Annotated in this window: 18 protein-coding genes and 5 tRNA genes; 15 read left to right on the top strand and 8 right to left on the bottom strand. The window is 42.5% G+C overall.

What is annotated here, in order from left to right; all coding sequences use genetic code 11:
* Window positions 1–7 precede the first annotated feature (7 nt).
* Window positions 8–1,873, bottom strand: a complete 1,866-nt coding sequence (locus J7384_RS00510) for a sigma 54-interacting transcriptional regulator (protein ID WP_247741556.1) — start codon at window positions 1,871–1,873, stop codon at window positions 8–10.
* A gap of 336 nt (window positions 1,874–2,209) precedes the next feature.
* Here J7384_RS00510 and cynS point away from each other — a divergent pair, with 336 nt between their 5' ends.
* The 6 genes from cynS to J7384_RS00480 all read left to right on the top strand — a co-directional run bounded on the left by cynS (window position 2,210) and on the right by J7384_RS00480 (window position 9,323).
* Window positions 2,210–2,650 carry a cyanase gene (gene cynS / locus J7384_RS00505; protein WP_209110120.1) on the top strand — a complete coding sequence of 147 codons (441 nt, stop codon included), beginning with the start codon at window positions 2,210–2,212 and terminating at the stop codon, window positions 2,648–2,650.
* 198 nt (window positions 2,651–2,848) lie between these two features.
* Complete coding sequence (locus J7384_RS00500) at window positions 2,849–3,661, top strand: formate/nitrite transporter family protein (protein ID WP_209110118.1); 813 nt, start codon at window positions 2,849–2,851, stop codon at window positions 3,659–3,661.
* A 90-nt stretch (window positions 3,662–3,751) separates the two neighbouring features.
* Window positions 3,752–5,464, top strand: coding sequence for a bifunctional protein-serine/threonine kinase/phosphatase (locus J7384_RS00495; RefSeq protein ID WP_209110112.1), 1,713 nt, complete (start codon window positions 3,752–3,754; stop codon window positions 5,462–5,464).
* Window positions 5,465–5,558: 94 nt separating this feature from the next.
* Entirely contained in the window at window positions 5,559–6,164 is a 606-nt protein-coding gene (recR, locus tag J7384_RS00490) for a recombination mediator RecR (protein WP_209110110.1), read from the top strand.
* Window positions 6,165–6,634: 470 nt separating this feature from the next.
* A complete protein-coding gene (gene htpG / locus J7384_RS00485; protein WP_209110108.1) occupies window positions 6,635–8,596 on the top strand; it encodes a molecular chaperone HtpG in 1,962 nt (653 codons plus the stop codon).
* A gap of 112 nt (window positions 8,597–8,708) precedes the next feature.
* Complete coding sequence (locus J7384_RS00480) at window positions 8,709–9,323, top strand: hypothetical protein (RefSeq protein WP_209110107.1); 615 nt, start codon at window positions 8,709–8,711, stop codon at window positions 9,321–9,323.
* A gap of 387 nt (window positions 9,324–9,710) precedes the next feature.
* Here the strand turns inward: J7384_RS00480 and J7384_RS00475 are convergent, their stop codons facing one another.
* Together J7384_RS00475 and J7384_RS00470 are read right to left on the bottom strand one after the other, a co-directional pair.
* Window positions 9,711–10,178: a hypothetical protein gene (locus tag J7384_RS00475; protein ID WP_209110092.1), complete on the bottom strand. Its 468-nt coding sequence runs from the start codon at window positions 10,176–10,178 to the stop codon at window positions 9,711–9,713.
* Window positions 10,179–10,309: 131 nt separating this feature from the next.
* Window positions 10,310–11,620, bottom strand: a complete 1,311-nt coding sequence (locus J7384_RS00470) for an L-fuconate dehydratase (RefSeq protein WP_209110090.1) — start codon at window positions 11,618–11,620, stop codon at window positions 10,310–10,312.
* A 215-nt stretch (window positions 11,621–11,835) separates the two neighbouring features.
* Between J7384_RS00470 and J7384_RS00465 the strand changes: the two genes are divergently transcribed.
* Window positions 11,836–12,213: a DUF4345 family protein gene (locus J7384_RS00465; protein WP_209110088.1), complete on the top strand. Its 378-nt coding sequence runs from the start codon at window positions 11,836–11,838 to the stop codon at window positions 12,211–12,213.
* A gap of 129 nt (window positions 12,214–12,342) precedes the next feature.
* Window positions 12,343–13,461: a succinylglutamate desuccinylase/aspartoacylase family protein gene (locus J7384_RS00460; protein WP_209110086.1), complete on the top strand. Its 1,119-nt coding sequence runs from the start codon at window positions 12,343–12,345 to the stop codon at window positions 13,459–13,461.
* Between the two features lie 53 nt (window positions 13,462–13,514).
* Here the strand turns inward: J7384_RS00460 and J7384_RS00455 are convergent, their stop codons facing one another.
* Entirely contained in the window at window positions 13,515–14,444 is a 930-nt protein-coding gene (locus J7384_RS00455) for an alpha/beta hydrolase (protein ID WP_209110084.1), read from the bottom strand.
* 153 nt (window positions 14,445–14,597) lie between these two features.
* Here J7384_RS00455 and J7384_RS00450 point away from each other — a divergent pair, with 153 nt between their 5' ends.
* Entirely contained in the window at window positions 14,598–14,984 is a 387-nt protein-coding gene (locus J7384_RS00450) for a helix-turn-helix domain-containing protein (protein WP_209110082.1), read from the top strand.
* A gap of 82 nt (window positions 14,985–15,066) precedes the next feature.
* Here J7384_RS00450 and J7384_RS00445 read toward each other — a convergent pair whose 3' ends face one another.
* Together J7384_RS00445 and J7384_RS00440 are read right to left on the bottom strand one after the other, a co-directional pair.
* Window positions 15,067–15,705 carry a redoxin domain-containing protein gene (locus J7384_RS00445; protein WP_247741555.1) on the bottom strand — a complete coding sequence of 213 codons (639 nt, stop codon included), beginning with the start codon at window positions 15,703–15,705 and terminating at the stop codon, window positions 15,067–15,069.
* Entirely contained in the window at window positions 15,692–17,794 is a 2,103-nt protein-coding gene (locus J7384_RS00440; protein ID WP_209110081.1) for a protein-disulfide reductase DsbD domain-containing protein, read from the bottom strand. The genes J7384_RS00445 and J7384_RS00440 overlap by 14 nt, the downstream gene beginning before the upstream one ends.
* Window positions 17,795–17,935: 141 nt before the next feature.
* Here J7384_RS00440 and J7384_RS00435 point away from each other — a divergent pair, with 141 nt between their 5' ends.
* Window positions 17,936–18,442 (top strand): DUF4174 domain-containing protein, encoded by a 507-nt coding sequence (locus J7384_RS00435; protein WP_209110075.1) that lies wholly within the window; start codon window positions 17,936–17,938, stop codon window positions 18,440–18,442.
* Between the two features lie 108 nt (window positions 18,443–18,550).
* On the opposite strand, the gene J7384_RS00430 is transcribed toward J7384_RS00435, so the two are convergent.
* Together J7384_RS00430 and yvcK are read right to left on the bottom strand one after the other, a co-directional pair.
* Window positions 18,551–20,401 (bottom strand): DUF885 domain-containing protein, encoded by a 1,851-nt coding sequence (locus tag J7384_RS00430; RefSeq protein ID WP_209110069.1) that lies wholly within the window; start codon window positions 20,399–20,401, stop codon window positions 18,551–18,553.
* Between the two features lie 150 nt (window positions 20,402–20,551).
* Entirely contained in the window at window positions 20,552–21,475 is a 924-nt protein-coding gene (gene yvcK / locus J7384_RS00425) for a uridine diphosphate-N-acetylglucosamine-binding protein YvcK (RefSeq protein ID WP_209110068.1), read from the bottom strand.
* A gap of 336 nt (window positions 21,476–21,811) precedes the next feature.
* Between yvcK and J7384_RS00420 the strand changes: the two genes are divergently transcribed.
* The 5 genes from J7384_RS00420 to J7384_RS00400 all read left to right on the top strand — a co-directional run bounded on the left by J7384_RS00420 (window position 21,812) and on the right by J7384_RS00400 (window position 22,554).
* Window positions 21,812–21,887 (top strand) — tRNA-Ala (locus tag J7384_RS00420).
* Between the two features lie 33 nt (window positions 21,888–21,920).
* A tRNA-Glu gene (locus J7384_RS00415) sits at window positions 21,921–21,996 on the top strand.
* A gap of 135 nt (window positions 21,997–22,131) precedes the next feature.
* Window positions 22,132–22,207, top strand: a tRNA-Glu gene (locus tag J7384_RS00410).
* A gap of 137 nt (window positions 22,208–22,344) precedes the next feature.
* A tRNA-Glu gene (locus J7384_RS00405) sits at window positions 22,345–22,420 on the top strand.
* Window positions 22,421–22,478: 58 nt separating this feature from the next.
* Window positions 22,479–22,554: transfer RNA gene (locus J7384_RS00400), tRNA-Glu, on the top strand.
* The last annotated feature ends 162 nt before the right edge of the window (window positions 22,555–22,716 follow it).

Raw genomic sequence — 22,716 nt, 5'->3', positions numbered from 1 at the left:
GATTGTGTTATTTCTTTGAATAGTCTTGTCGGCTAATACCGTATTTTTTCATTCTTGAGGCCAGCGTTGTTGGCTTCATACCTAGCAATTCCGCGGCACCATCTGTGCCGTAAATTTTACCCTGGCAACGCTGTAATGCCGCTTCAATGTTTTGTTTATCCCGCTGTTTTTGTTGTTTGTGAGTCAATAACTCAGCGTTTGGTTTTGCTGTTTGCTGCGAGTTAAATGCCGTATTGTTTTGGTATTGCCGCTCTTGGCTGAGAAAGCTAAACGATAGCTTGTTGTCTTTAGCTAAAATAATTTGTCGCTCGATGATATTTTCGAGTTCGCGAATATTACCGGGCCAATGGTATTGATGAAGGTGCTGCATCTGTGCTAATGACACTTGTGGGCTTTCTTGGTTAATGCGGGTGCAAACTTTATTGATAAAGTGTTGAACGAGTAATGGCAAATCGTCGAGACGCTCGCGCAGCGGCGGCGATTGAATCGGAAAAACATTAAGTCTGAAGTATAAGTCCTCTCTAAATTTATTAGCTTTAACACTCTGGACTAAGTTTTTATTGGTGGCGGCGATGACTCTGACATCAACTCTCCGAGTAGTTGACTCACCAACCCGTTCAAATTGTTGCTCCTGTAATACTCTTAGTAACTTACCTTGTAAATTCAGTGGAATTTCACCGACTTCATCGAGAAAAATCGTACCGCCATCGGCGAGTTCAAAGCGGCCGATGCGATTGCTTACCGCGCCAGAGAACGCACCTTTAACATGGCCGAAAAACTCACTTTCAAACAACTCTGCCGGAATCGCAGCGCAGTTAACGCGGATCAGCGGCCGCGCTTTGCGCGCACTTTCTTCGTGAATGGCGCGGGCAATGAGCTCTTTGCCGGTGCCAGACTCGCCTATGACTAAGACGTTGGCACTGGTTGCCGCGACTAACTCAATTTGATTAACCATGTGCTGTATTTGATGGCTTTGGCCAATAATTTGATGATGGTTAAAGTCGGCGTTGATTTCCTCTTGCAGGTAAGCGTTTTCTTGCTCTAAGCGCTGCTTGAGTTGGTCAACTTGCGCCAATGCTTTGATCAATTTTTCTTGGGTGCGTTTGCGCTCGGTAATATCGCGAAATATGACGACAGCGCCGATTAATTCACCGTGTTCAGTTAGCGGTGTGCTGGTGTATTCAACCGGCACAGGTTGTCCTGATTTCGACCAAAACACTTCGTCGTCAACCGTGTGCACTTTGCCGTCGCTAAAAGCGGCGTAAATAGGGCAGTCGTGAACGTGATAGTGGCTGCCGTCAAGATGGGTGTGATGCATGATGTCGTGAATTTTTTTGCCAATTAGATCGTCTTTTTGCCAACCGACGATTTGTTCTGCCGCGCTGTTAACAAAGGTAGTACAGCCTTGATTGTCGACACCATAAATACCATCGCCAACGGCGCCAAGTAGCAATTTGTTGTGGCGTTCAATCTCTTCAAAAACGGTCTCGTTTTTTTGCCAGTGAAATAGCCCTGAGCGAAATTGGTAATCAAGATTGGCTTTATAGCGCTGCTCAAAGCTGATTAAGCTATTTTCACAGCAAAGTAGGAGATCATCGTTAACCTTATTGGCTTTGATTTCTAGTGGAACGATTTTTTCGCCTACAGTAATGGCGAGATTTTCATTCCAACCGTAGCCCAAATAAAGCACCTGTTGGGTAAAGTTAAAGAGCTCGGCTTTGTCGGTGAAGAGCTCGCTGGCGCGCTGGTTTTTAAGTTGTTCGGGGGCGATGGCAAAAAGTTGATAAGCCGCTTGGTTCATGTTTTTAACGAGATCTCGAACTGGATCTATGTGCACGATTGCTGTTGGTGCTAGCTGGTAGAGTTGTTGCAAATTTTGTTACTCATGGTCAGTGATAGCCAGTGGCTGCGTTGCGCTAGCCAATAGCTAATCAAGTATCAAGCCAACCAACGAGTTTTCGTGAATAAGCAACGAAAACTCGTTAATCACGATTTTACGTTGCTTTTTTATTTTTTATAAATTCCATTAAAAGTAAATTAATTCAATTGCTTAAATTTGTTTTATGGCTTGGCATAGTTGTGGCTATCACAGAGGTTAACTTTATTAAGTTACTTCACCGTTAGTGGCTTGCTTTGTTCAGTGTGGTCTGTTGCACCATTGTCGATCAAGGTTTGCCCTAACAACTAAGCAACAACTTTAGGAGGCTTTATGAATAAGCTGGATGTAACCGAAGCGATTTTCGCGATTAAAAAAGAGAAGGGGCTAAGCTGGCAGGAAATAGCCGACGGTATTGATATGTCGATAGTGTGGACAACCTCAGCCTGTTTGGGCATGAACAGCTGTCCGCCTGCAGCAGCCAATAAACTGGTGAGTTTTTTGGGGTTACCGACAGAAGCTGTGGCTGTGCTCATGGAATATCCAACTAAAACTTGGGATCAAGCCGTGCCACAAGATCCATTGATTTACCGTTTGTACGAAGTGGTTGGCGTTTATGGCGACACCTTAAAAGAAGTGATTCAGGAAAAATTTGGCGACGGCATTATGAGTGCCATTGATTTTTCGATGGAAGTCGACAAAGAAGAAAACCCAAAAGGCGACCGCGTTATTTTAACGCTAAACGGTAAGTTTTTACCCTACAAAGCGTGGTAAGACTCCGTTTTATGACCATACCAGTAGTGCGGTTTTTTGGTGCGGACAAGTATCACCTAGGTGCACCAAAGTAAAAATCGACGAATACAAGAATATAAAAAACCAATAATATTAATTAGTTAACGTTTTGGTGTTGTTTTTGCTGAACACTTTATAGGTAGAGTATTAACACTAAAAAGACGTTAGGGAGAAAAGTTTATGGCTTACATCGAACCCAGTGAATTTGTCAGCAAAATGGTTGACGCTGGCGAACAAAAAGTATTTATGTCAACCAAAGACACCTTAATTCGCGCCTTTATGGCGGGCGCAATATTAGGTTTGGCGGCAATCTTCGCCATTACCATTGCCATTAAAACCGGTAGCCCATTAGTGGGCGCAGTGTTGTTCCCGGTTGGCTTTATTATGCTGTATTTAATGAAGTTTGATTTGTTAACGGGCGTATTTACCTTAGTGCCTTTGGCTCTATTTGATAAACGGCCCGGAGTTACCTTTAATGGCGTAATGCGCAATTGGGGCTTGGTCTTTGTCGGTAACTTTGCTGGTGCATTAACAACCGCGTTCTTTATGTCTTTTATTTTAACTTATGGTTACTCGATTGACGGCGGTGCTATTGCTGAGAAAGTAAGCGCCATTGGTGAGTCGCGTACAGTCGGTTATCAAGAGCATGGTGTTGCCGGTTGGTTTACTATTTTTATTCGCGGTATGTTGTGTAACTGGATGGTGTCAATGGGCGTTGTTGGTGCCATGATTTCAACCTCAGCAGGTAGCAAAATGGCGGCGATGTGGATGCCAGTCATGTTGTTCTTCTTTATGGGCTTTGAGCACTCAATTGTTAACATGTTCTTGTTCCCGTTTTCAATGATCATGGGTGGTGACTTCACGGTTGCAGATTACTTATTGTGGAACGAATTGCCAACGGCATTAGGTAACCTAGTGGGCGGTTTGTTATTGGTTGGTGTGCCACTGTATTTCACCCATGTAAGAACATCACCAGAGCGCAGAATCGCTTAATTGAACTAATCAGTTAGCGCGCACAAACAAGCTCTCTTTCGGGAGCTTGTTTGTTTTTAGCGTGTTGCTTTTTTATCAGAGGCTGTCGCCATGTCACAACCACTTACTTTAACCATCGGTCAAGCTAGTAGCCAAGGTGTTAAAGCGATTAATCAAGACACCATAGGTTATAAGGTGCCGAAAGAGCCTGAACTCAGTGCTAAAGGCGCGGTACTGGCGATGGCCGATGGTATTAGCTCAAGCAAGGTTAGCCAAGAGGCCAGTCAAACGGCGGTGAACAGTTTTTTGCAAGATTATTACTGCACGGCTGAAACGTGGTCGGTAAATACCTCAGTGCAAAAAGTGATGAAATCGATCAATTACTGGCTTTATGCACAAACCCGTAACAGTGAACATCGTTACAACAAGGATAAAGGTTACATTACCACCTTTAGTGCCTTGGTGTTGAAGTCAAATACCGCTTATTTGTTTCATTGTGGTGATACTCGCATTTATCATTTTGCCAATGACAAATTAGCGTGCTTAACCAAAGATCACCGCAGAGTTGCTTCATCCGAAGTCAGTTACCTAACTCGCGCCCTGGGTATCGAACAATTACTAGAGCTTGATTATCAGCAACAACAACTCGCCCTTGGCGATATTTTTGTGCTGGCAACCGATGGCGTTTATGAATTTGTTGATGATCAGGTTTTTGCACAGGCGATCACCGATAGCGCAAGTTTGAACCAAGCGGCTGAACACATCATTGAGCAGGCGCTTGCTAATGGTAGCGATGACAATTTAAGTGTTCAGTTAGTACGAGTAGAAAGTCTGCCGAGTTATCAGCTTGATGAAATTCAACAAGCGGTGACAAGCTTACCGCTGCCGCCAAGACTGAAAGCGCGCATGCACTTTGATGGCTATCAAATTCTACAAGAATTACACATTACCAGCCGCAGCCATGTATTTTTAGCATTAGATACTGTTAGCAATGAAAAAGTGGTGATAAAAACGCCATCGACTGAGCTTGCGAACGACAGCGATTACTTGGAAAACTTTGTTTTAGAAGACTGGATTGCCAAGCGAATTAATAGCCCTCATGTTGTTAAGGCTCATGCGCCAGAGCGCAAGCGAAACTATTTGTATTTGGCGACTGAATATCTCGATGGCTGCTCGTTGCAACAATGGCTGATTGATAATCCCAAACCGTCGTTGAATCAAGTGCGGGATATTATTAGCCAAATTGCTAAAGGGTTACAGGCATTTCATCGGCGAGAAATGTATCATCAGGATATCCGTCCGCAAAATATTATGATTGATAGCAAAGGTACGGTAAAAATTATCGACTTTGGCTCAACCTTTATTGCTGGCGTTACGGACGCTAGCGCTGAGCAGGCGGTGCGCGGCACCATGCGCTACGCCGCGCCAGAGTACTTTTTGGGGCTGCAGGGCAGCCAAAGTGCAGATATTTATTCCTTGGCGGTAATTTGTTATCAAATGCTCAAAGGGGATTTTCCTTATAGCCATAAATTAGTGCAAGAGCGCAGTTTATCAAAGCAACGAAAATACAATTACCAGCTGTTAGTCGATGATGACAGTGAATTACCCGTTTGGCTAGATGACACCCTAGCGCGAGCATTGGCAATTGAACCCTATAAACGCTATCAAGAATTATCTGAATTTGTTCGCGATTTGCATCAGCCCAATCGTCACTTTGTCGCTAGCAATAAACCGCCTTTAATGGCGCGTAATCCATTGTTATTTTGGCAGCTAACTAGTTTGTTTTTACTTTTAATTGTAATCGGCCAAGCGCTTAGTGATTGATGCTCGACAATGGCTAGGATTAACAGCAACAAAAATGCTGTGCTACACTAGCGCGCTAAAATACTCTTTGTTTACCTAAAGCGATGTGTGAAGTATGAAGTTTAGCCCGTTAGTTCAGCAGTTGATTGATTCTTTTAAGTGTTTACCCGGTGTTGGCGCAAAGTCTGCGCAGCGGATGGCGTTTCATTTGTTAGAGCGCAATCGCCACGGTGGTGAAAAGCTGGCACAAGCACTCGGCAAAGCGATGGTTGAAATAGGGCATTGTCGTCAGTGTCGAAATTTTACCGAAGATACTTTGTGTAGTATTTGTCAGAGCTGTAAACGCCAATACGCCGAGCAAATATGCGTTGTGGAATCGCCGGCTGATGTTATCGCCATTGAGCAAACCGGTGATTACCAAGGTCGTTACTTTGTCTTGATGGGGCATTTATCACCGATTGACGGTATTGGCCCTGAGGACTTAGGGCTAGATTTACTAGCGAAACAGCTCAAAGGTGGTGAAATTAAAGAGGTGATTTTAGCCACTAATCCGACTGTTGAAGGTGAGGCGACCGCTCATTATATTGCTGAGCTGGCAAAACAATACAATGTCACTATTTCACGTATCGCTCACGGTGTTCCAGTTGGCGGCGAGCTTGAATACGTTGACGGTAATACTCTTTCTCATGCTTTAACGGGACGTAAAAACTACCAGCTTTAAATAACCTTAAATACATAAATGTGCAGATGACCAGCATCTGCACATAATTCGAGCTTATAGATTATTGTAAAAAAATTAATGTTAAAACTGCAATTAAAGTTAAGCTGAACTCAACTAGGTTTGCACCCTCAAGCCAAATAGTGAAACATACTACGATCCCAAGCGTTGCTATACCAAACATAAACTTTCTCCTGTTTATTTAAAGTTATAAGTTTCAATTTCAGTTTACTCATTGCTCGCAAAGCCATTGATCAAGATTTTTTATTAATTAGTGCAAAATCTCGACCTTGTGTAATTTTATAAAAGGATTTTGTTCAATTTAAAAATTTTTTCTTAAAATTTTTTCTTAAAATCTTTTCTTGAAATCCTTTTCACTATCCCCACATCAAGAACAAGTCTTTAGTTGAATGCCGACACGGTCAGCGATTCAACCCGATACGTTAAATTGATATTTAAAGGAGATGTTTCAGATGGCTGAAACTGGTCACCAAGAAACTCATGGTTTTCAAACCGAAGTGAAGCAACTGCTTCAACTTATGATCCACTCACTTTACAGCAACAAAGAAATTTTCTTGCGCGAATTAGTGTCTAACGCGGCTGATGCCTCTGACAAATTGCGTTTTAAAGCGCTTTCAAATGCCGATTTATACGAAGGCGACGGCGATTTACGCGTTCGTGTAAGTGCTGACAAAGACAACAATACCGTCACTATTTCTGACAACGGTATTGGTATGACTCATGATCAAATCATTGAGCATTTAGGTACTATTGCCAAATCTGGCACCGCTGAATTCTTCTCAAAATTATCAGGTGACCAAGCGGCTGACTCACAATTAATTGGTCAGTTTGGTGTTGGTTTCTACTCAGCGTTTATCGTTGCTGACAAAGTCACCGTGCGTTCACGTGCTGCTGGCGTTGCTGCTACTGATGCCGTTGAATGGTCAAGTGAAGGCGAAGGTGAATTCACTGTAACGGCGATTGAAAAATCAAACCGCGGTACTGACATTATTCTTCACTTAAAAGAAGACGAAACTGAATTTGCTGACGACTGGCGCTTAAAGTCAATCGTGACTAAGTACTCTGATCACATTTCTGTGTCAGTGGAAATGTTAACGCCAGAAGTGCCTGCGGTTGAAGCGCAAGAAGAGCAAAAAGATGACGAAGGCAATGTTATCAGCCCAGCGATAGAAGCGCGCGATGCAGTGCCAGCGAAATGGGAAGCGGTTAACAAAGCAACGGCCCTTTGGACGCGTGAAAAAGCAGACGTTTCAGAAGACGAGTACAAAGAATTTTACAAGCACGTTTCTCACGACTACGCTGATCCACTACTTTGGGAACACAACAAAGTAGAAGGTAAAACTGAGTACACCTCATTACTTTACGTACCGAGCAAAGCGCCGTTTGATTTACACAACCGCGAAAAACAGCACGGTTTAAAACTTTACGTACAGCGCGTATTCATTATGGATGACGCTGAGCAGTTTATGCCAACTTACCTGCGTTTCGTTAAAGGTTTATTAGACTCAAACGATTTACCACTAAACGTATCGCGTGAAATTTTACAAGACAACAAAGTCACTCAAGCGATTCGCAAAGGTTGTACTAAGCGCGTCTTGAAAATGCTTGAAAAGCTTGGCAACAAAGACAAAGAGAAATACCAAAGCTTCTGGAACGAATTTGGTCAAGTGCTAAAAGAAGGTCCAGCAGAAGATTTTGCCAACAAAGAAGCAATTGCTAAGTTACTGCGTTTTGCCTCAACTAATGAAGATTCAGCGGTACAAAATGTATCACTACCTGAATACCTTGAGCGCATGAAAGAAGGTCAAGATAAGATCTACTACGTGGTTGCCGATAACTTCAATGCTGCGAAAAACAGCCCGCACTTAGAAGTGTTCCGCAAGAAAGGCATCGAAGTATTATTGCTTTCAGACCGCATCGACGAGTGGTTAGTTAGCCACTTAACCGAGTTTGATGGCAAGCAATTGCAATCTGTTGCTCGTGGTGGTGTTGATTTAAGTGATTTAGACGACGCTGAAACTAAAGAAGCGCAAGAAAAACTTGAGCAAGAGTTTGATTCAGTGGCTAAGCGCATGAAAGACGCGTTGGGCGATAAGGTGAAAGAAGTGAAAATCTCTAACCGCTTAACTGACTCACCAGCGGTTGTTGTTACCGACGACAATGACATGAGCGTGCAAATGCAAAAATTAATGGCATCAGTGGGGCAAGAAGTACCTGAGTCACAGCCAATTTTTGAAATTAACGCTGAGCACGAGTTAGTGAAGCACGTTGCTGATGAGCAAGACGACGCTCAATTTAACCAATGGGTTGAAGTGTTATTTGACCAAGCGATGTTAGCAGAGCGCGGCAGCTTAAAAGATCCAGCCGCTTTCGTTAGCCGCTTAAATCAATTAATGCTCAGCTTAGCCAAGTAACAGAAAGCTAGTAAAAGCTAGTTAAGTAAAATGATACAAGGGCGCTCAATTGAGCGCCCTTGTTGTATTGACAAGTTTTATTATTTCTTAAATTTAATTTTTTAGGTTTGTCATGAAGCAGTTTAAACTCCAAGCGTCTAATGAACAAGATGAGCATTTAGGCGAGATTATTGTCGATATTACTGAGGATGAAAGCTTCGTCTTAAGCGAGTATTTAGAGAATTATAATAAGCTTTTAAAATGCAAAATATTAGAGTCACCATTTCCTATGATTGAAGAATTTAGCTTTAAGAATGGGAGCCTATCTATTAAGGTCACAGAATTTGAGTATCGAGATTTATATGAACTATTGCATCTTTCAAGACCTCTATTCCTTAAAAAAGAACCTGCATCTTTTGAAAAGGTCTGTAACATTTTCGGGAAAAAATTTGCTCGAACCGTATTTGCGAAACACATTAAAGATGTGAGACTTTTATTTCGACATGGCGAACACCGCCAATTTATGCAATTTTCAATAAACGGTATAAATTTGTTCGATGAAAAAATAATAGACCAATGGTTAAATGGTATGGAGTACCATCATGACCCTGAAAAAAAGCAATTTATTAAAGAACTTGAATCCACTTTAGGCGAAGAAGTAGCTGTAGGTGTTTTTGTTTCAATTCTAAAAGGTAGATTAAGAGCTTTAGGCCATATTGCCCACTTAGCAAAAACATGTACAAGTTAAAAAATTAAAAGGTATACCCACTTCTTATCGCAAAAAGCTGATTGGTAGAAAAGTCACTTCACTATTTTCCATGTGCATCTAGCTTCCTTGGTAATTAAGGAATTATTTTTGCCTGAACTGTCGTTACACAAATACTGCTTAGGTTTATATTCTCTGCGAATGTGAATTTTGCCGCCGTAGCGAATATAACAGTCGTGCTTAGCGCCTTTTTCATCTTACAAGCCTTGGTAAAGAGTCAGTTTTGTTTTTTAGTTTGCTCGAGCGCAAGATAAAATACTTTTGTTTTAGTTCTGGCTCTGTTCCCACAGGTACCGTTGTAAAAATAATTAATATTCAACTGCTTATGAGGGTGAAAAGGGGGCTGTAAATGATATGCAAAAGCGATTTTTAGTGAATATTTTGCTTGTCTTTTTGACAACAATACGGGCGTAACCGTTTGAGTTCGCGTTCAAATTTTTCTATTGAGTGTCTAGCTTTTGCGACAAAGAATTGGTCACCTTGCTGTTTGAAAGCTTGCCATTTTTCGTCAATTTTAACTGTAGCCATAGCAATGGCAACCGAGTGGTCAATGGCACTGCTAGAAGTCATGTCATTTGCTTTGATTACAAAGCTTAGGCAATTTTGGTAGCTCCTTAATACTTTGTCGTGTGATTCAATTGCCAAATATCCGTCAGCCAAGCTAAAGTAGCTAATTACAATAGTTGCGATTGCTTTTTGAATATCACCTACAGCAACTTGGCTAAATGCACGACTTGCCATGGTTAGGGCTTGGCCGCTTAGTTTTATCGCCTTGTCAAACTGTTGTTTCTCAAAGGCAAATTGCGCTTGTTTAATCTTGTTTTCCCAATTGTCCATGTTAAAAAGTTTTTAAAGACCAAGGTTGGCTAGGGTAAGCCCGATAGATTGTCTTATATCGGGCACTGGGTATTCGTTATTAAGTGATTATTGCCCATACAGTACAATTTCTGCTTTAGCTAACATTGCCTTTATCTGTTTAGCCGTTTTTGCCACTCGCTACCTTGTGGGTAGGTGTATGCGGCAATTGAATCGTCAAACATTTTTATGCTGTAGCCCGGCTGCGTTGGCGCGGCATAGGCACCGTTCACAATTTTACACGGGTTTTCGAAATGTTCGTGTAGGTGGTCGACAAACTCAACCACTCGATCGGTTAAATCAGCTGATATTTGCACGTAGTCAATCATTGATAAATGTTGTACATATTCGCATAAACCAACGCCACCTGCGTGAGGACAAACAGGTTTGCCGTATTTCGCGGCGATCAGATACACGGTTAATATTTCGTTGATACTGGCGAGGCGACAAGAGTCAATTTGTACGATGTCTAACGCATTATTGGCTATAAACTGTTTGAAAATAATCCGGTTTTGACAATGTTCACCCGTGGCAACTTTTACCTTGCCAATATTGTCCTTGATTTTTTTGTGACCGAAAATATCGTCTGGGCTTGTGGGCTCTTCAATAAACCACGGATTTGTAAAGGCGAGTTCGTTAATCCAATCGATAGCTTGATCGACTTCCCAATTTTGGTTGGCGTCAATCATCAGTTTAACGTCATTGCCAATTACTTCACGGGCAATAGTACATCGACGAATATCTTCTTGTAAGTCGACACCAACTTTGAGTTTGATGTGCTTAAAGCCTTGACCTACTGCTTCTTTGGCCAGTCTTTTTAGTTTTTCATCACTGTAACCCAACCAACCGGCAGATGTGGTATACGATGGATAGCCGTTTTCTTCAATATACTTGATACGCTCGTTTTTGCTCGCTTGATTTTTTTTCACCATAGCCAGCGCTTCTTGTTTGGTTAAGACATCGGTAACGTATCTAAAGTCTAAACAATTGATGAATTGCTCGGCACTCATATCGGCCAGTAAGCGCCACAAAGGCTTTTGTTCTGCGCGAGCCCACATATCCCATGCCGCGTTAACTATCGCTCCAGCAGCCATGTGAATGACACCCTTTTCAGGGCCTAACCATCTTAACTGACTATCCGCTCTTAGTGAGTCATAAAATTCACTGATATTAGCTTTGATATCGCTAAAATCGTAGCCAACGACTAAATGTTTCATACTTTCAATGGCTTGGCAGCAAATGTCATTACCACGACCTATGGTGAAGACAAGGCCGTAACCTTTATCGCCTTGTTCGGTTGTTAACTCGACGTAGGCTGCAGAGTAATCGGGATCTTTGTTGATAGCGTCAGAGCCGTCTAAGTTTTCTGAGGTTGGAAATCTAACATCATGAGTTTTGAGGGTAACAATTCTATTGGTTTTCATTTTTTGTTCCGTTCTTTTAAATGTAAAACTTGGTTTTATATTTAAAAGATAATGAAATTGATTTGTATTTGCAACGTTGTTTTATGGTTTTTTTTACAGCGCATTGATAATGAATACTTTTAATTTTACAGCTAAGCCTCTTAAGCTTATGTGATTTAGCGTATTTTTATGTAAAATCTAAACTCTCGTTTAGTGATAAAACTTGAGGTAAGAACATGGCAAAATTTCTCGTTTACGCAACCGCAGTGGTCTTCTTCTTCTACGGTTTTTTATTTGCTATTTTTTCTGCTGAAATGTCGGTGTGGGCGACGGGAGCTAGTCCAAGTACCCCATCTGGTATGATCGATCTTAGAGCCACCTATGGCGGTGCGCAAATGGCAATAGGCGCGGTACTACTTTACTTGGCTGCGGTAAGAAAAGAGTTAGACACAGCGTTAGTGATGGTTGCTTTTGTCTTATTGTTGATGGCAGCGAGCCGAACGCTAGGCATATTCACTGATGGTGAGCCAAATATTTTAATGTACGTCTTTTTGAGTACAGAGGTTGGTTTTGGCGTGTTGGCTTTGATCGTTAGAGAAAAAATTAGCGATTAACAGCAATCAGCATTTAAACGCTCTTGTGCCATGCATTTAAAAAATTAACATAGTACTAAATGAACTATTCTTTGCTTGCCTATCTGCTATGATCACTGGGCTAATAATGTTTCCGTTATAGAGGTCAACTTGAGTATTACCGTTGAAAAACAACTCGTGACATTAAACCAAGATATTGCTGGTCAAGAAATTGGTATCCCGGTCTATCGCATAGCAGACTCGTCAAAACCTGCTAGTACCCAAGTTTATATTCAAAGCGCAGTGCACGCGGCAGAAATGCAGGGCAGTGCGGTTATTTTTAAGTTGATTAAACAATTACAAGCACTTGAGTTAAATGCCGAGTTTGTTTTGGTGCCTAATTGTAATCCGTTTGGCCGAACGCAGCGAGCAGGCGAGTATCTGCAAGGTCGTTTTGACGCAACGACAGGTAATAACTGGAATCGCTTTTATCATTACGACCAAGCAGACGCAGAGAGCTTTGTTGAGGATAACTTAGATGAAATAGCTCACTGGAGTGAAGCTGAGCTTGTTAGTCGCTTTAAAGCGCATTTGAAACGCAAGCTGACCGAGAAAGTTGACCGTGAATGGGGAGTGAATACCGCTCAGTTTTTAAATACGACATTGCAGCAGCTAGCGGTGAACGCTGATCTCGTCCTTGACCTGCACACTGGGCCATCGTCAACCCGCCACATTTATGCGCCGGAATTTTTGGCTGAGCAAGCTCAGTATTTTAATATTGAAAACATTATCTCTATTCCAGTGTCATTTGCTGGTGCCCTTGATGAAGCGAGTTTTACCCCTTGGGTTGATTTGGCTGAGTTACTTTCACAAAAAGGTATTGAATTTAGCTACCGAGTCAAGGCGTTTACCGTTGAACTTGGCTCACAAGAGAATATTTGCTTAACCCAAGCTAAGCAAGACAGTTTGGGGGTCTTGAATTATTTGCAACAAGTTGGTTTAGTTGATGGCTTTGCTGGTGTCGAGTTAACTGAAATTACCACGACCTTGTTAAAAGACTATAAAACCTTATTTTCTAAACACGCGGGTATGGTTGAATACCTTGCTAAAGCGGGTGATAAGGTTAACAAGGGGCAAGTCATTGCTCGGGTTCTAAATTCACTGGAATTTGATAACGATAGTGCAATTACTGAGGTTATCGCACCAGCAACTGGTACGGTAATTTTGCACTATCCGTCAGCCGCGGTGCAGGTCGGCACCCAATTATATAAAATAGCCATTGATAGCTAATATATGCGGTGCGCACTGGCAATTGAGTGTTCAATTGCTAGCACATCGATTGTTTAATTGTTATCTACTTTGACTTGTTCAAATTCAGTTAAACACCATTGGATTAATGCCTTGGTGTAGTCATCGCCAGCATCTTCCGCGCTAAAATGCGAAGCATTGTCAAAAATCTTTTTTTTACTGTGCGGGATATGCTCGGCCAAGTAATCAGCATTACTTGCATAGACAAAAGGGTCGTGTTGGCCCCAAGTCACTAGGGCTGGTACTTTTAAATTGCTTAAATGATTACCAATCCAGCGCAGTTCTTGCTGATATGAACCGAAAAACGCAATGGAATTTTGATGAGCTTGCTGGTCATGGGTGATCTGATAATACTCTTTTGTTGCTGTTTTGGTTGGTCGGTAGTGATGATAACCATCGCGAATTGCCGCCATAAAATTGGTTTTCATGATCGCTTTTTTATTGATACCTGCCGCTAACCACCGAACTAAACGAAAGTTAATCACTGCCTTGAGAATTGGTGACATAGCTGGCGGAAAGTGGCCAGGTCCGTCAAAAATATTGATGCTGTGCAATCGCTCAGGGTGGTTGATCGCCGTTGCTAGCGTGATTGGCACGCCAACGTCAGGGCCGACAAGGTGAGCTTTATCAAAACCGAAGTGATCGAGAACGTCAATAACAATTGCACTGAGCTTGCTTGGGCTCATATCACTCGGTGAGGCACTGCTGAGGCCAAAACCGGGAATATCAAAAGCTAACAGGTTAAAATGCTCAGTCAGCGCTGGCCACGCGCTTTGCCACATTCTAATACTTTGCGGAAAGCCGTTGAGTAGCACAAGGTTAGGTGCGCTTTTCTTTTCACTGAAAACATAACGAACCTTGAAACCTTTGATATCGGCAAATTGTGGCTCAAAAAGCTGATCTGAAGCATCGATGTCGTTTGACGTGTAACGAGTTAAGGCATTACTTAGCAATTGTTCTGTCATTTTGGTACTCTATATAGTGTTAGTTACTAATGTATACTAAGTTAATGCATTTAATAATTTGGCACAAGAAGGCAGGATTTTCTGCCTAGGTTACCTTTTGGTAACTGATATAGCTAAATCATGATGGCTTTTAGAAGGTAGAGAATAGACAAGATGGCAGCAGATAAAGCACAAAAAAGAAGAATCTTCGTCAACGATGAAAATTGTCCCATTCGCAATGTTGTTAGTCACATTGGCGATAAATGGTCATTGCTTATTTTGTTTAGTCTGGTTGATGGCGCAGATCGATTTAATTCAATAAAAGCACGCGTTGAAGGTATCTCGCAACGGATGTTAACGCAAACCTTGCGCGACTTAGAGCGCGATGGTTACGTTAATCGCACGGTATATCCAGAAGTGCCGGTGAAAGTGGTTTATGAGTTAACAGACTTGGGCAGAGGCTTGGCAAAACCGGCATGGGGACTGGTTTCATGGGCTAATCAACACTTGGAGCAGGTTAAAAACGCGCGTGCTCAATATGATCAAGAAAGCGAATCTTAACCTATTATAGTGCGTTCATTGGGGTTAAAACGGTGCCTTTGCAGTTATCACTAAAAGTTAACTGCAAAGGTAAATAGAGGTTTTAGCTCTTGTACTTTATTGAACAGCCGTACGGTGGCGTTAGCTTTTTCGCGATAGTTTCGCCTTTGGCTAGGCTCGCCATGCTGGCATCAACATAGTTAGTTGCTTTGGCAATATCTGCCGGGTTAGCTGACTTTATACTATCGATAGCGCCAGCATAACGTAATGTACCTTGTTGATCGACAATATACATGTGTGGTGTTGTTTTGGCGCCGTACAACTTGCCTATTTCGCCGCTTTCATCAAATAAAATATGACTTGGTGCGGCATTTCTGCTTTTACTGAGTTGTTCGGCTTTATCAGGGCTGACATGACCTTGTTTACCCGGAGCTGAGGAAATTATAGATAACCAGACGACGTCTTGGTCAGTGTATTTGCGCTGTAACGCTTGCATATTATCACTGTCGTAGTGCTTTTTAACGTAAGGGCATTGATGGTTGGTCCATTCAAGCACAACATATTTACCGCTAAAGTCGGCAAGTGACACTTGCTCGCCCTGACTATTGGTTAACTGAAAGTTTGGTGCCGCTTTATCAACCTTTACGGCCGCCGTCGCGGTCAATGATGCCATTGACACTAGGGCAATGAGCCAATATTTACTGCTGTACCACTTATTGGTATTCCGTCTATTTGTTTGCATGGTTAAGCTCCTGTTGTGCTTGCTTTATCGCGTTTATCACGATTTCTGGTGTTAGTATTTGCGGCAGTATGCGCGCTGACTTTGAACCAGCGTATACCACGTATAAAGGTACTCCAGATCGTTGATATTGGTTTAAGTACTGCAAAATAGTGTTGTTTTTGTTGGTCCAGTCGCCGACGAGGTAGTGAACGTCTGACTGTTGCAGCAGTTGGTTAAGTTGTGGGTCTTTAAAGGCGACGTGCTCGTTAACTTTACAGGTTATGCACCAGTCTGCGGTCATATTGACGATAACGACTTGTTGCTGGTTGCGCAGTTCACTGAGCAGTGTTGGATCGTAAGGTTGGCTGTTTTGTTTCGCCCTTGCTGATGGTAGCTGCTGATTTGTAGCGTTTTCATTGACCTTATTGTTGGCACTAACACTGATGTAAATGGCGGTTATTACGGCAAGTATTAGCGCTATCAATGACTTCTTACCGCGGCTTTTGTGAGCAAACCATATCAGTAAAGTAAACAACAGCAAGCCGCAGAGCAATATCAGTTGTGCCAAGCTATTGGTTTGCCCTAAAAATACCCAAACTAGCCACACTACTGTTGCCAGCATGGGAAAGGCAATAAACTGTTTAAATGTTTCCATCCACGGGCCCGGTTTGGGCAGTGCTTTGGCAAATTGTGGCGATAAGCTCAGAAGACTCAGAGGCAGCGCAAAGCCCAGTGCTAGCGCGGTAAAAATTAACAAGGTATCTAGCGCAGGACTGACCATGGCTACGCCTAACGCTGTTGCCATAAATGGCGCGGTGCAAGGCGATGCCACAATAACAGCCAGCACCCCGGTAAAAAATTGGCTACTAAATCCTACCCCTTCAGTGAGTTTGTTGCCCAAGTTGGCAAAACCAGCGCCACTTGGGGCTATGTCCCAGAGCATTAGCGCAATAAAAACAAATAAAAAGGCAAGGGCAGCAATGACAGCAGGTTCTTGCAAATGAAAACCCCAGCCAATTGCGTTGCCGCCTGATTTCAGAACCAGAATTAAACCAGCAAAGAGCCAAAAACTCGCTAAAATACCAAGCAAGTAGCCCCAATGGCTGAGAGAACGGTTTGAATCATGTTCGTTGTTGGCGTGGTGAGCGAGCGCCATTGCTTTTAGTGATAGCACAGGCAACACACAAGGCATAATATTGAGTATTAAGCCGCCAATGAAGGCAAAGGCTAATAATAGCCATATAGGCGGTTTGTAAGCACTGTTAGTTACTGAAGGGCTTTGGTTATAGTGAGCGGTTAGGTAATAACCATTGTTGCCATCAGTCATTAAAAACTCTAGTGGTTCATCGACCACTGAAAAATAATCAGATTTCGCTAGCAATACGTTGGCGCTATTGCTGTTGTTATCGGCTAACCACTGTTGTTTTTGATTGTGTTGGACTAAGTCAGCCCGCAAAGGCATTAATTGCCAATTGGCTGAATGGGGAGGCTCTACCGATAACGTCAGAAATTGTTCGGTAATTTCATATTTTCCGTTTAACTTTTGGGGGGCAGGTAGTCGCTTTCTGGTTTGTTGAAATAACCCAGCATCGACACTCGTATGGTTAGTTACAGAAATCGGTAGTTCGATAGTTAAGGTTGCCCAACCCGGAATACAATCTTCTTTACAGACCAACCATGACAGTTCGGCGCTAATTCTAGCTGTGGTGGCATTTTCAGTTGTCGCATTTAAAGTGTCGATCGAGTTTAACGTTATCGGCACCATCAGAAGTATATCGCCACTGTAGCCGTAATTAACTAAGTGAGCGACAGGAATTTGTTCTGGAAGTGGCCATTGAATTTCGCCAAAATTGATATCGGCATTGGTTTGCCAGCTAACGTTAGGGGCCTCGCCTGAATCACCAGCATTTCGCCAATAGGTATGCCACTCAAGCTCTGGCGATAATCGAATACCAAGCCATTGTTGCTGACCAACCACTAAGCTTTGATGCTCAGATAACAAAGACACGCGTATGTGTGGGCCGCTTGCTGAATGCTGGTTGCCAGCAGCAACAGTGCAAAACGACAACAGTAGCAGTAGCGATATAACGCGAACAATTGCAGTAGTCATACCATGAGTCAGTGGTCGAAATTTAATCCATATTACCCTACGGCAGAACTAATTTTGAAGATCACAGGCTGCAACTGAGCTTAATTATTAGGCAGTTCGTATCATCTAGTTAAAATTTAGTTTTAGATAATGGTAAACGACATGGCCTATCAAAGATTATTGACCTCATTAGCAGTAACAACTTCAGCGCTGGCACTGTCGGGCTTTATCTTGATAGAGCAAGTAGCAGGTGTTGGTGGACAAATGACAGCTGATCAGCAAAACACTGCCGATCAGGCCAATCACTTGTGGCGTCATCGACTTTTGCTGGTTAAATTAGCCGACAAAGAGCAATTGCAACCGTTAATTGATTCGCTTAAAAGTATTGAGCAACAGCAAGCGTTAAGTGAACGCAAATTGATCATTTACACTGACATAGATAACAAATATTATCAATTACTTAACCAAGGGCAGTTAATTGAAATGTCGTCGCTTTCTACAGAAGTGCAAACCAAGTTAGCCAGTGAACAAGGCGTTCGATTAGTGGGCTTAGATGGCCGCGTTAAAGCCTATTACTCAGCAAGCGAGTTTAACCTTCAAGCAGTGATTGCTTTAATTGATACTATGCCTATGCGCCAAGCAGAAATAATAGTTCAAAGCGCTCAGTGACCCTTGCAGTGAATTGAGATAGCAAGTCAATTATTAAGCAAAACGCCAACGCAGGCATAGCAAGCGTTGGCGTTTTCAGTGAGCGATTAATAACTCGTATGACGAGTTTTAAGCGTTTTTGGTAGTGTCGATATATTGATTAACCATGTCTTCCAAAACGTTCAGTGGCACTGGCCCTTGGCTTAGAATCACGTCGTGGAATTGGCGAATATCAAATTTATCGGCAAGCGCATCTTTTGCTTTTTGACGCAACTCTAAGATTTTCAACATGCCGACTTTGTAGGCGGTTGCTTGGCTTGGCATTACGATGTGGCGTTCGACCATTTTAACCGCGTCAGACTTTGCATTCGGTGTGTTGCTCACGTAGTAATCAATACCTTGTTCACGCGTCCATTTTTTGCTGTGAATACCTGTGTCGACAACTAAGCGACACGCGCGCCATAGTTCCATCGCCAAACGACCAAAGTCATCGTATGGGTTTTGGTAGAGGCCAATTTCTTTTGGTACCAATTCCGAGTACAAACCCCAACCTTCGGTGTAAGCCGTGTAACCACCGAACTTACGGAATTTTGGAATGCCTTCGAGTTCTTGTTTTAATGCGATTTGCATATGGTGGCCAGGCACCCCTTCGTGGTAAGCCAAGGCTGCCATTTGGTAGGTCGGCATAGCTTCCATTTTGTAAAGGTTAGCGTAATAAATACCAGGGCGGCTGCCGTCTGCAGCAGGCTGGTTGTAGAAAGCTTTACCGGCAGATTTTTCTCTGAATGCTTCAACGCGCTTAACTAATAACTCAGCTTTAGGTTTAGTTAAAAATAACTGGTCGATACGGGTTTTCATATCGTCAATCAGTGCAGTCGCTTCAGTTAGGTAGCGCTGACGACCTTCTTCGGTATCAGGGTAGTAGAACTGCGGATCATTGCGCATAAATTCAAAGAATTCATTTAAATCACCTTTAAACTCAACTTGTTTCATAATTGCACGCATTTCGTCGTGGATGCGGGCAACCTCATCTAAACCAAGCTGATGGATTTGCTCTGAGGTTAAGTCAGTGGTTGTGGTGCGGGCTAGCGCATTGTTAAAAAATGCTTCGCCGTTTGGCATTTTCCAAACACCATCGCGGGTATCGGCTTTTTTCTCAAGTTGTTCAACGTAAGTAATTAGCTTGCTGTAACCCGGTTTAACATTTTCGATGAGTGCTTTTTTAGCGTCTTCTATCAAGGTCGCTTTAGCGCTGTCGTCGAGCTCAAGTTTTTCTACCTTGCGTTTAAAGTCAGCTAATAAAGTGCTGTCGTCGCCATCGGTGAACGGCGCACCATTTAAAATGTTTTTTGAGTCACGAATCACATGAGCAAAGACAAACTTAGGGGCAATAATGCCTTTTTGTTCGCGTATTTTTAGTTGCTCAATTAATTGGTCAAATAACGGGTTAATACCATTGAGACGAGAAACATAAGCTTGTGCATCACTTAACTCAGTTACTCTGTGCTGGTTGATTAACAAGGCTGGAATTTGCGCATGTAAGCCGCGCATTTGGTTAACTGGGTAGTTGTGATGACGCCATTGGTGGTCGCTAATTTGATTTTCTAAACGCTGCACTAGTAAGTGATAACTCACCAATGTCTGTGGATCTAGCTTAGAGGTGTCAAGCTGCTTCACTTTTGCTAAATCTTGTTTGGCAATCGCTAGTTCTTTTTCAGCGTTTTGCTCTGAGATATCGTTCCACTTGTCGTAGTCTTTTTTCAAACCGAGATAAGTTTGCCAAATTGGGCTGCGATCAACACCTGCATCAAAAATTTGGTCAAATAACTGATTAGCGCGCTCTGATTCTGATGCAACAGTTGTAGTGCTCGACTTCGCTGGAACTTCTGAACTGGCAGGTGCTGGCGAAGTTGTGGTTTGCTCACCGCAAGCAGCGAGTAATACGCTTGATACGGCCAAAGCAATAATGGACTTTTTCATGACGGTTCAACCTTTTTACGTGTCTTTTTAGGTTATTGTTTAATTATTGTTAGATTTCTGTGATCTTCTCAGTCATTTTGCCCTTAAGCATGGTGTAGATGCAAATAGGGCAAGGTGAAGTGCAATTAATTCAGGGTGAATGTGCGTTCGTTATTGGCTGCTTGAAGATTTGTTGAGGTGTTCGAACAAGCCTGATTGTTCAATACAAGTGTTAAGCGCTTTAATGAGCTTTGCTTTGTCGTGATGGTGTTTGACTTCATCACTTTGTAAGTCGTGGTGTACCACTCGTGTTTGTTCTGACGACAATTGGTTATCATTTGTCAGCACACAGTCTATTGGCATACAACCAATGTTATCGGCAAGCCAGTCGAGCTTTTGATCTAAGCTAATGTTCGAAGCAGGGCTGTTTTCAGCGACTATGTTGTCGATATAGACACAGTGTCCCTTGCGCTTATTCAGAGCTTTGGCGATATCGCGTACCAGCAGTGGTGGGACAACACTGGTCAAAAAGCTACCCGGTCCTAAAATGATTAAGTCCGCTTGTTCAATGGCGCTCGTTACTTGTGGCAAAGTTTTCACTAAAGGAGCTAACATTAAGTTCTGTGGCATAATCGGCATTTCATCTACCGACAGTTCACCGACGCGACAGCGACCTTCAGGATAAAATGCCATTAAATCTGTTGGAGTTTCTGACATCGGTAAAACTTGAGTTTTTACCCTCAAAATCCTGCGTACTAGTTTAATAGATTCAAGCGGCCTCGATTGAATTTGTCCTAGTGCATATAAAACTAGGTTACCTAAGTTGTGACCACCCAGCTCATCTTGGCCATCAAAGCGAAAATTAAATAATTGACTACCTACTGAGTCAGGATCGACAAGTTGCGTTAAGCAATTGCGCAAATCACCCCAAGCAATTGTGCTACTGCGCTTGCGCAAACGGCCGGTTGAGCCACCGTTATCTGTTGTTGTCACTATACCTGTGAGTTGATTGCCTAAAAAAGAGAGGGTACATAAAACTCGTCCTAAGCCGTGACCACCACCTATGGCAACAACATTGAGGTTTTCTAGTTGCATTGAGTTATTGTTCTAATCATAAGTGTTTTTACCTTACCTAGAATTAATCGAGAAATAAAGCGAGTTAACCAATTAGTAAAAGTTCTCGGTTTATTTATGCGTGTTAGTTACTGACAAGTTCCTTACTATAGCCGTTGATATTGCTGTAAATTTGCTCAGCTAAGACCTTGATAACCCAAAAAATAATCATTTTGGTGGGATATTGAACGTTCAGGTAAAAAGATCACAAAAAAACACTTTTTTTTCGAAATAATTGTTGACACTAGAGCAGGGGGTGCTTAGAATGCGCCTCGCTTTCAACGAGTACTAGGTCACTCACTGAAAGTACCTGTAAAAGGGGCCATAGCTCAGCTGGGAGAGCGCTTCGCTGGCAGCGAAGAGGTCTGCGGTTCGATCCCGCATGGCTCCACCATTATTACTCTTTGAGTGATTTTGAAATAACAGTGTCCCTATCGTCTAGAGGCCTAGGACACCGCCCTTTCACGGCGGTAACAGGGGTTCGAATCCCCTTAGGGATGCCACTTCTTCGGAAGTAAAAAGAAAATGAGTAACGTGTATCTAAGCCAGTACACAATTGAGATTAATTAGGCCATTAGCGCAAGCTTTTGTTTAATCTTAATCACTTATTTAAGAATATGCTTAAGTAAGTAAATTGTGTCCCTATCGTCTAGAGGCCTAGGACACCGCCCTTTCACGGCGGTAACAGGGGTTCGAATCCCCTTAGGGATGCCACTCATTTTACATTGTTGGGAAAAGTGTATCTGAGCGAAAGCAATATAGTACACAATTGAGATTAATTAGGCCATTAGCGCAAGCTTTTGTTTAATCTTAATCACTTATTTGAGAATATGCTTAAGTAAGTAAATTGTGTCCCTATCGTCTAGAGGCCTAGGACACCGCCCTTTCACGGCGGTAACAGGGGTTCGAATCCCCTTAGGGATGCCACCAACAATTAAAATTTATGTTTAGTGATGTACAGGTCATTAAGCAGACACAAGTTTGTGTCCCTATCGTCTAGAGGCCTAGGACACCGCCCTTTCACGGCGGTAACAGGGGTTCGAATCCCCTTAGGGATGCCACTAAATTTGGCGTTGTTAATGCTAAAGAAAAAAACCGACGCAAGTCGGTTTTTTTTCGCCTGTAATTTAATATCTAATGTTACTTCTTTATCTCGAACCTTTATTGCAGTTATTTAGCTGTCAGTAAAAATAGCAAAATGTTCGATATTTACCGACAGCTCA

The organism is Endozoicomonas sp. G2_1 (assembly GCF_017744155.1).
Lineage (GTDB): Bacteria > Pseudomonadota > Gammaproteobacteria > Enterobacterales > Alteromonadaceae > JAGHQT01.
The sequence above is the reverse complement of the archived record's forward strand: the minus strand, read 5'-3'. Positions and strand labels throughout refer to the sequence as shown.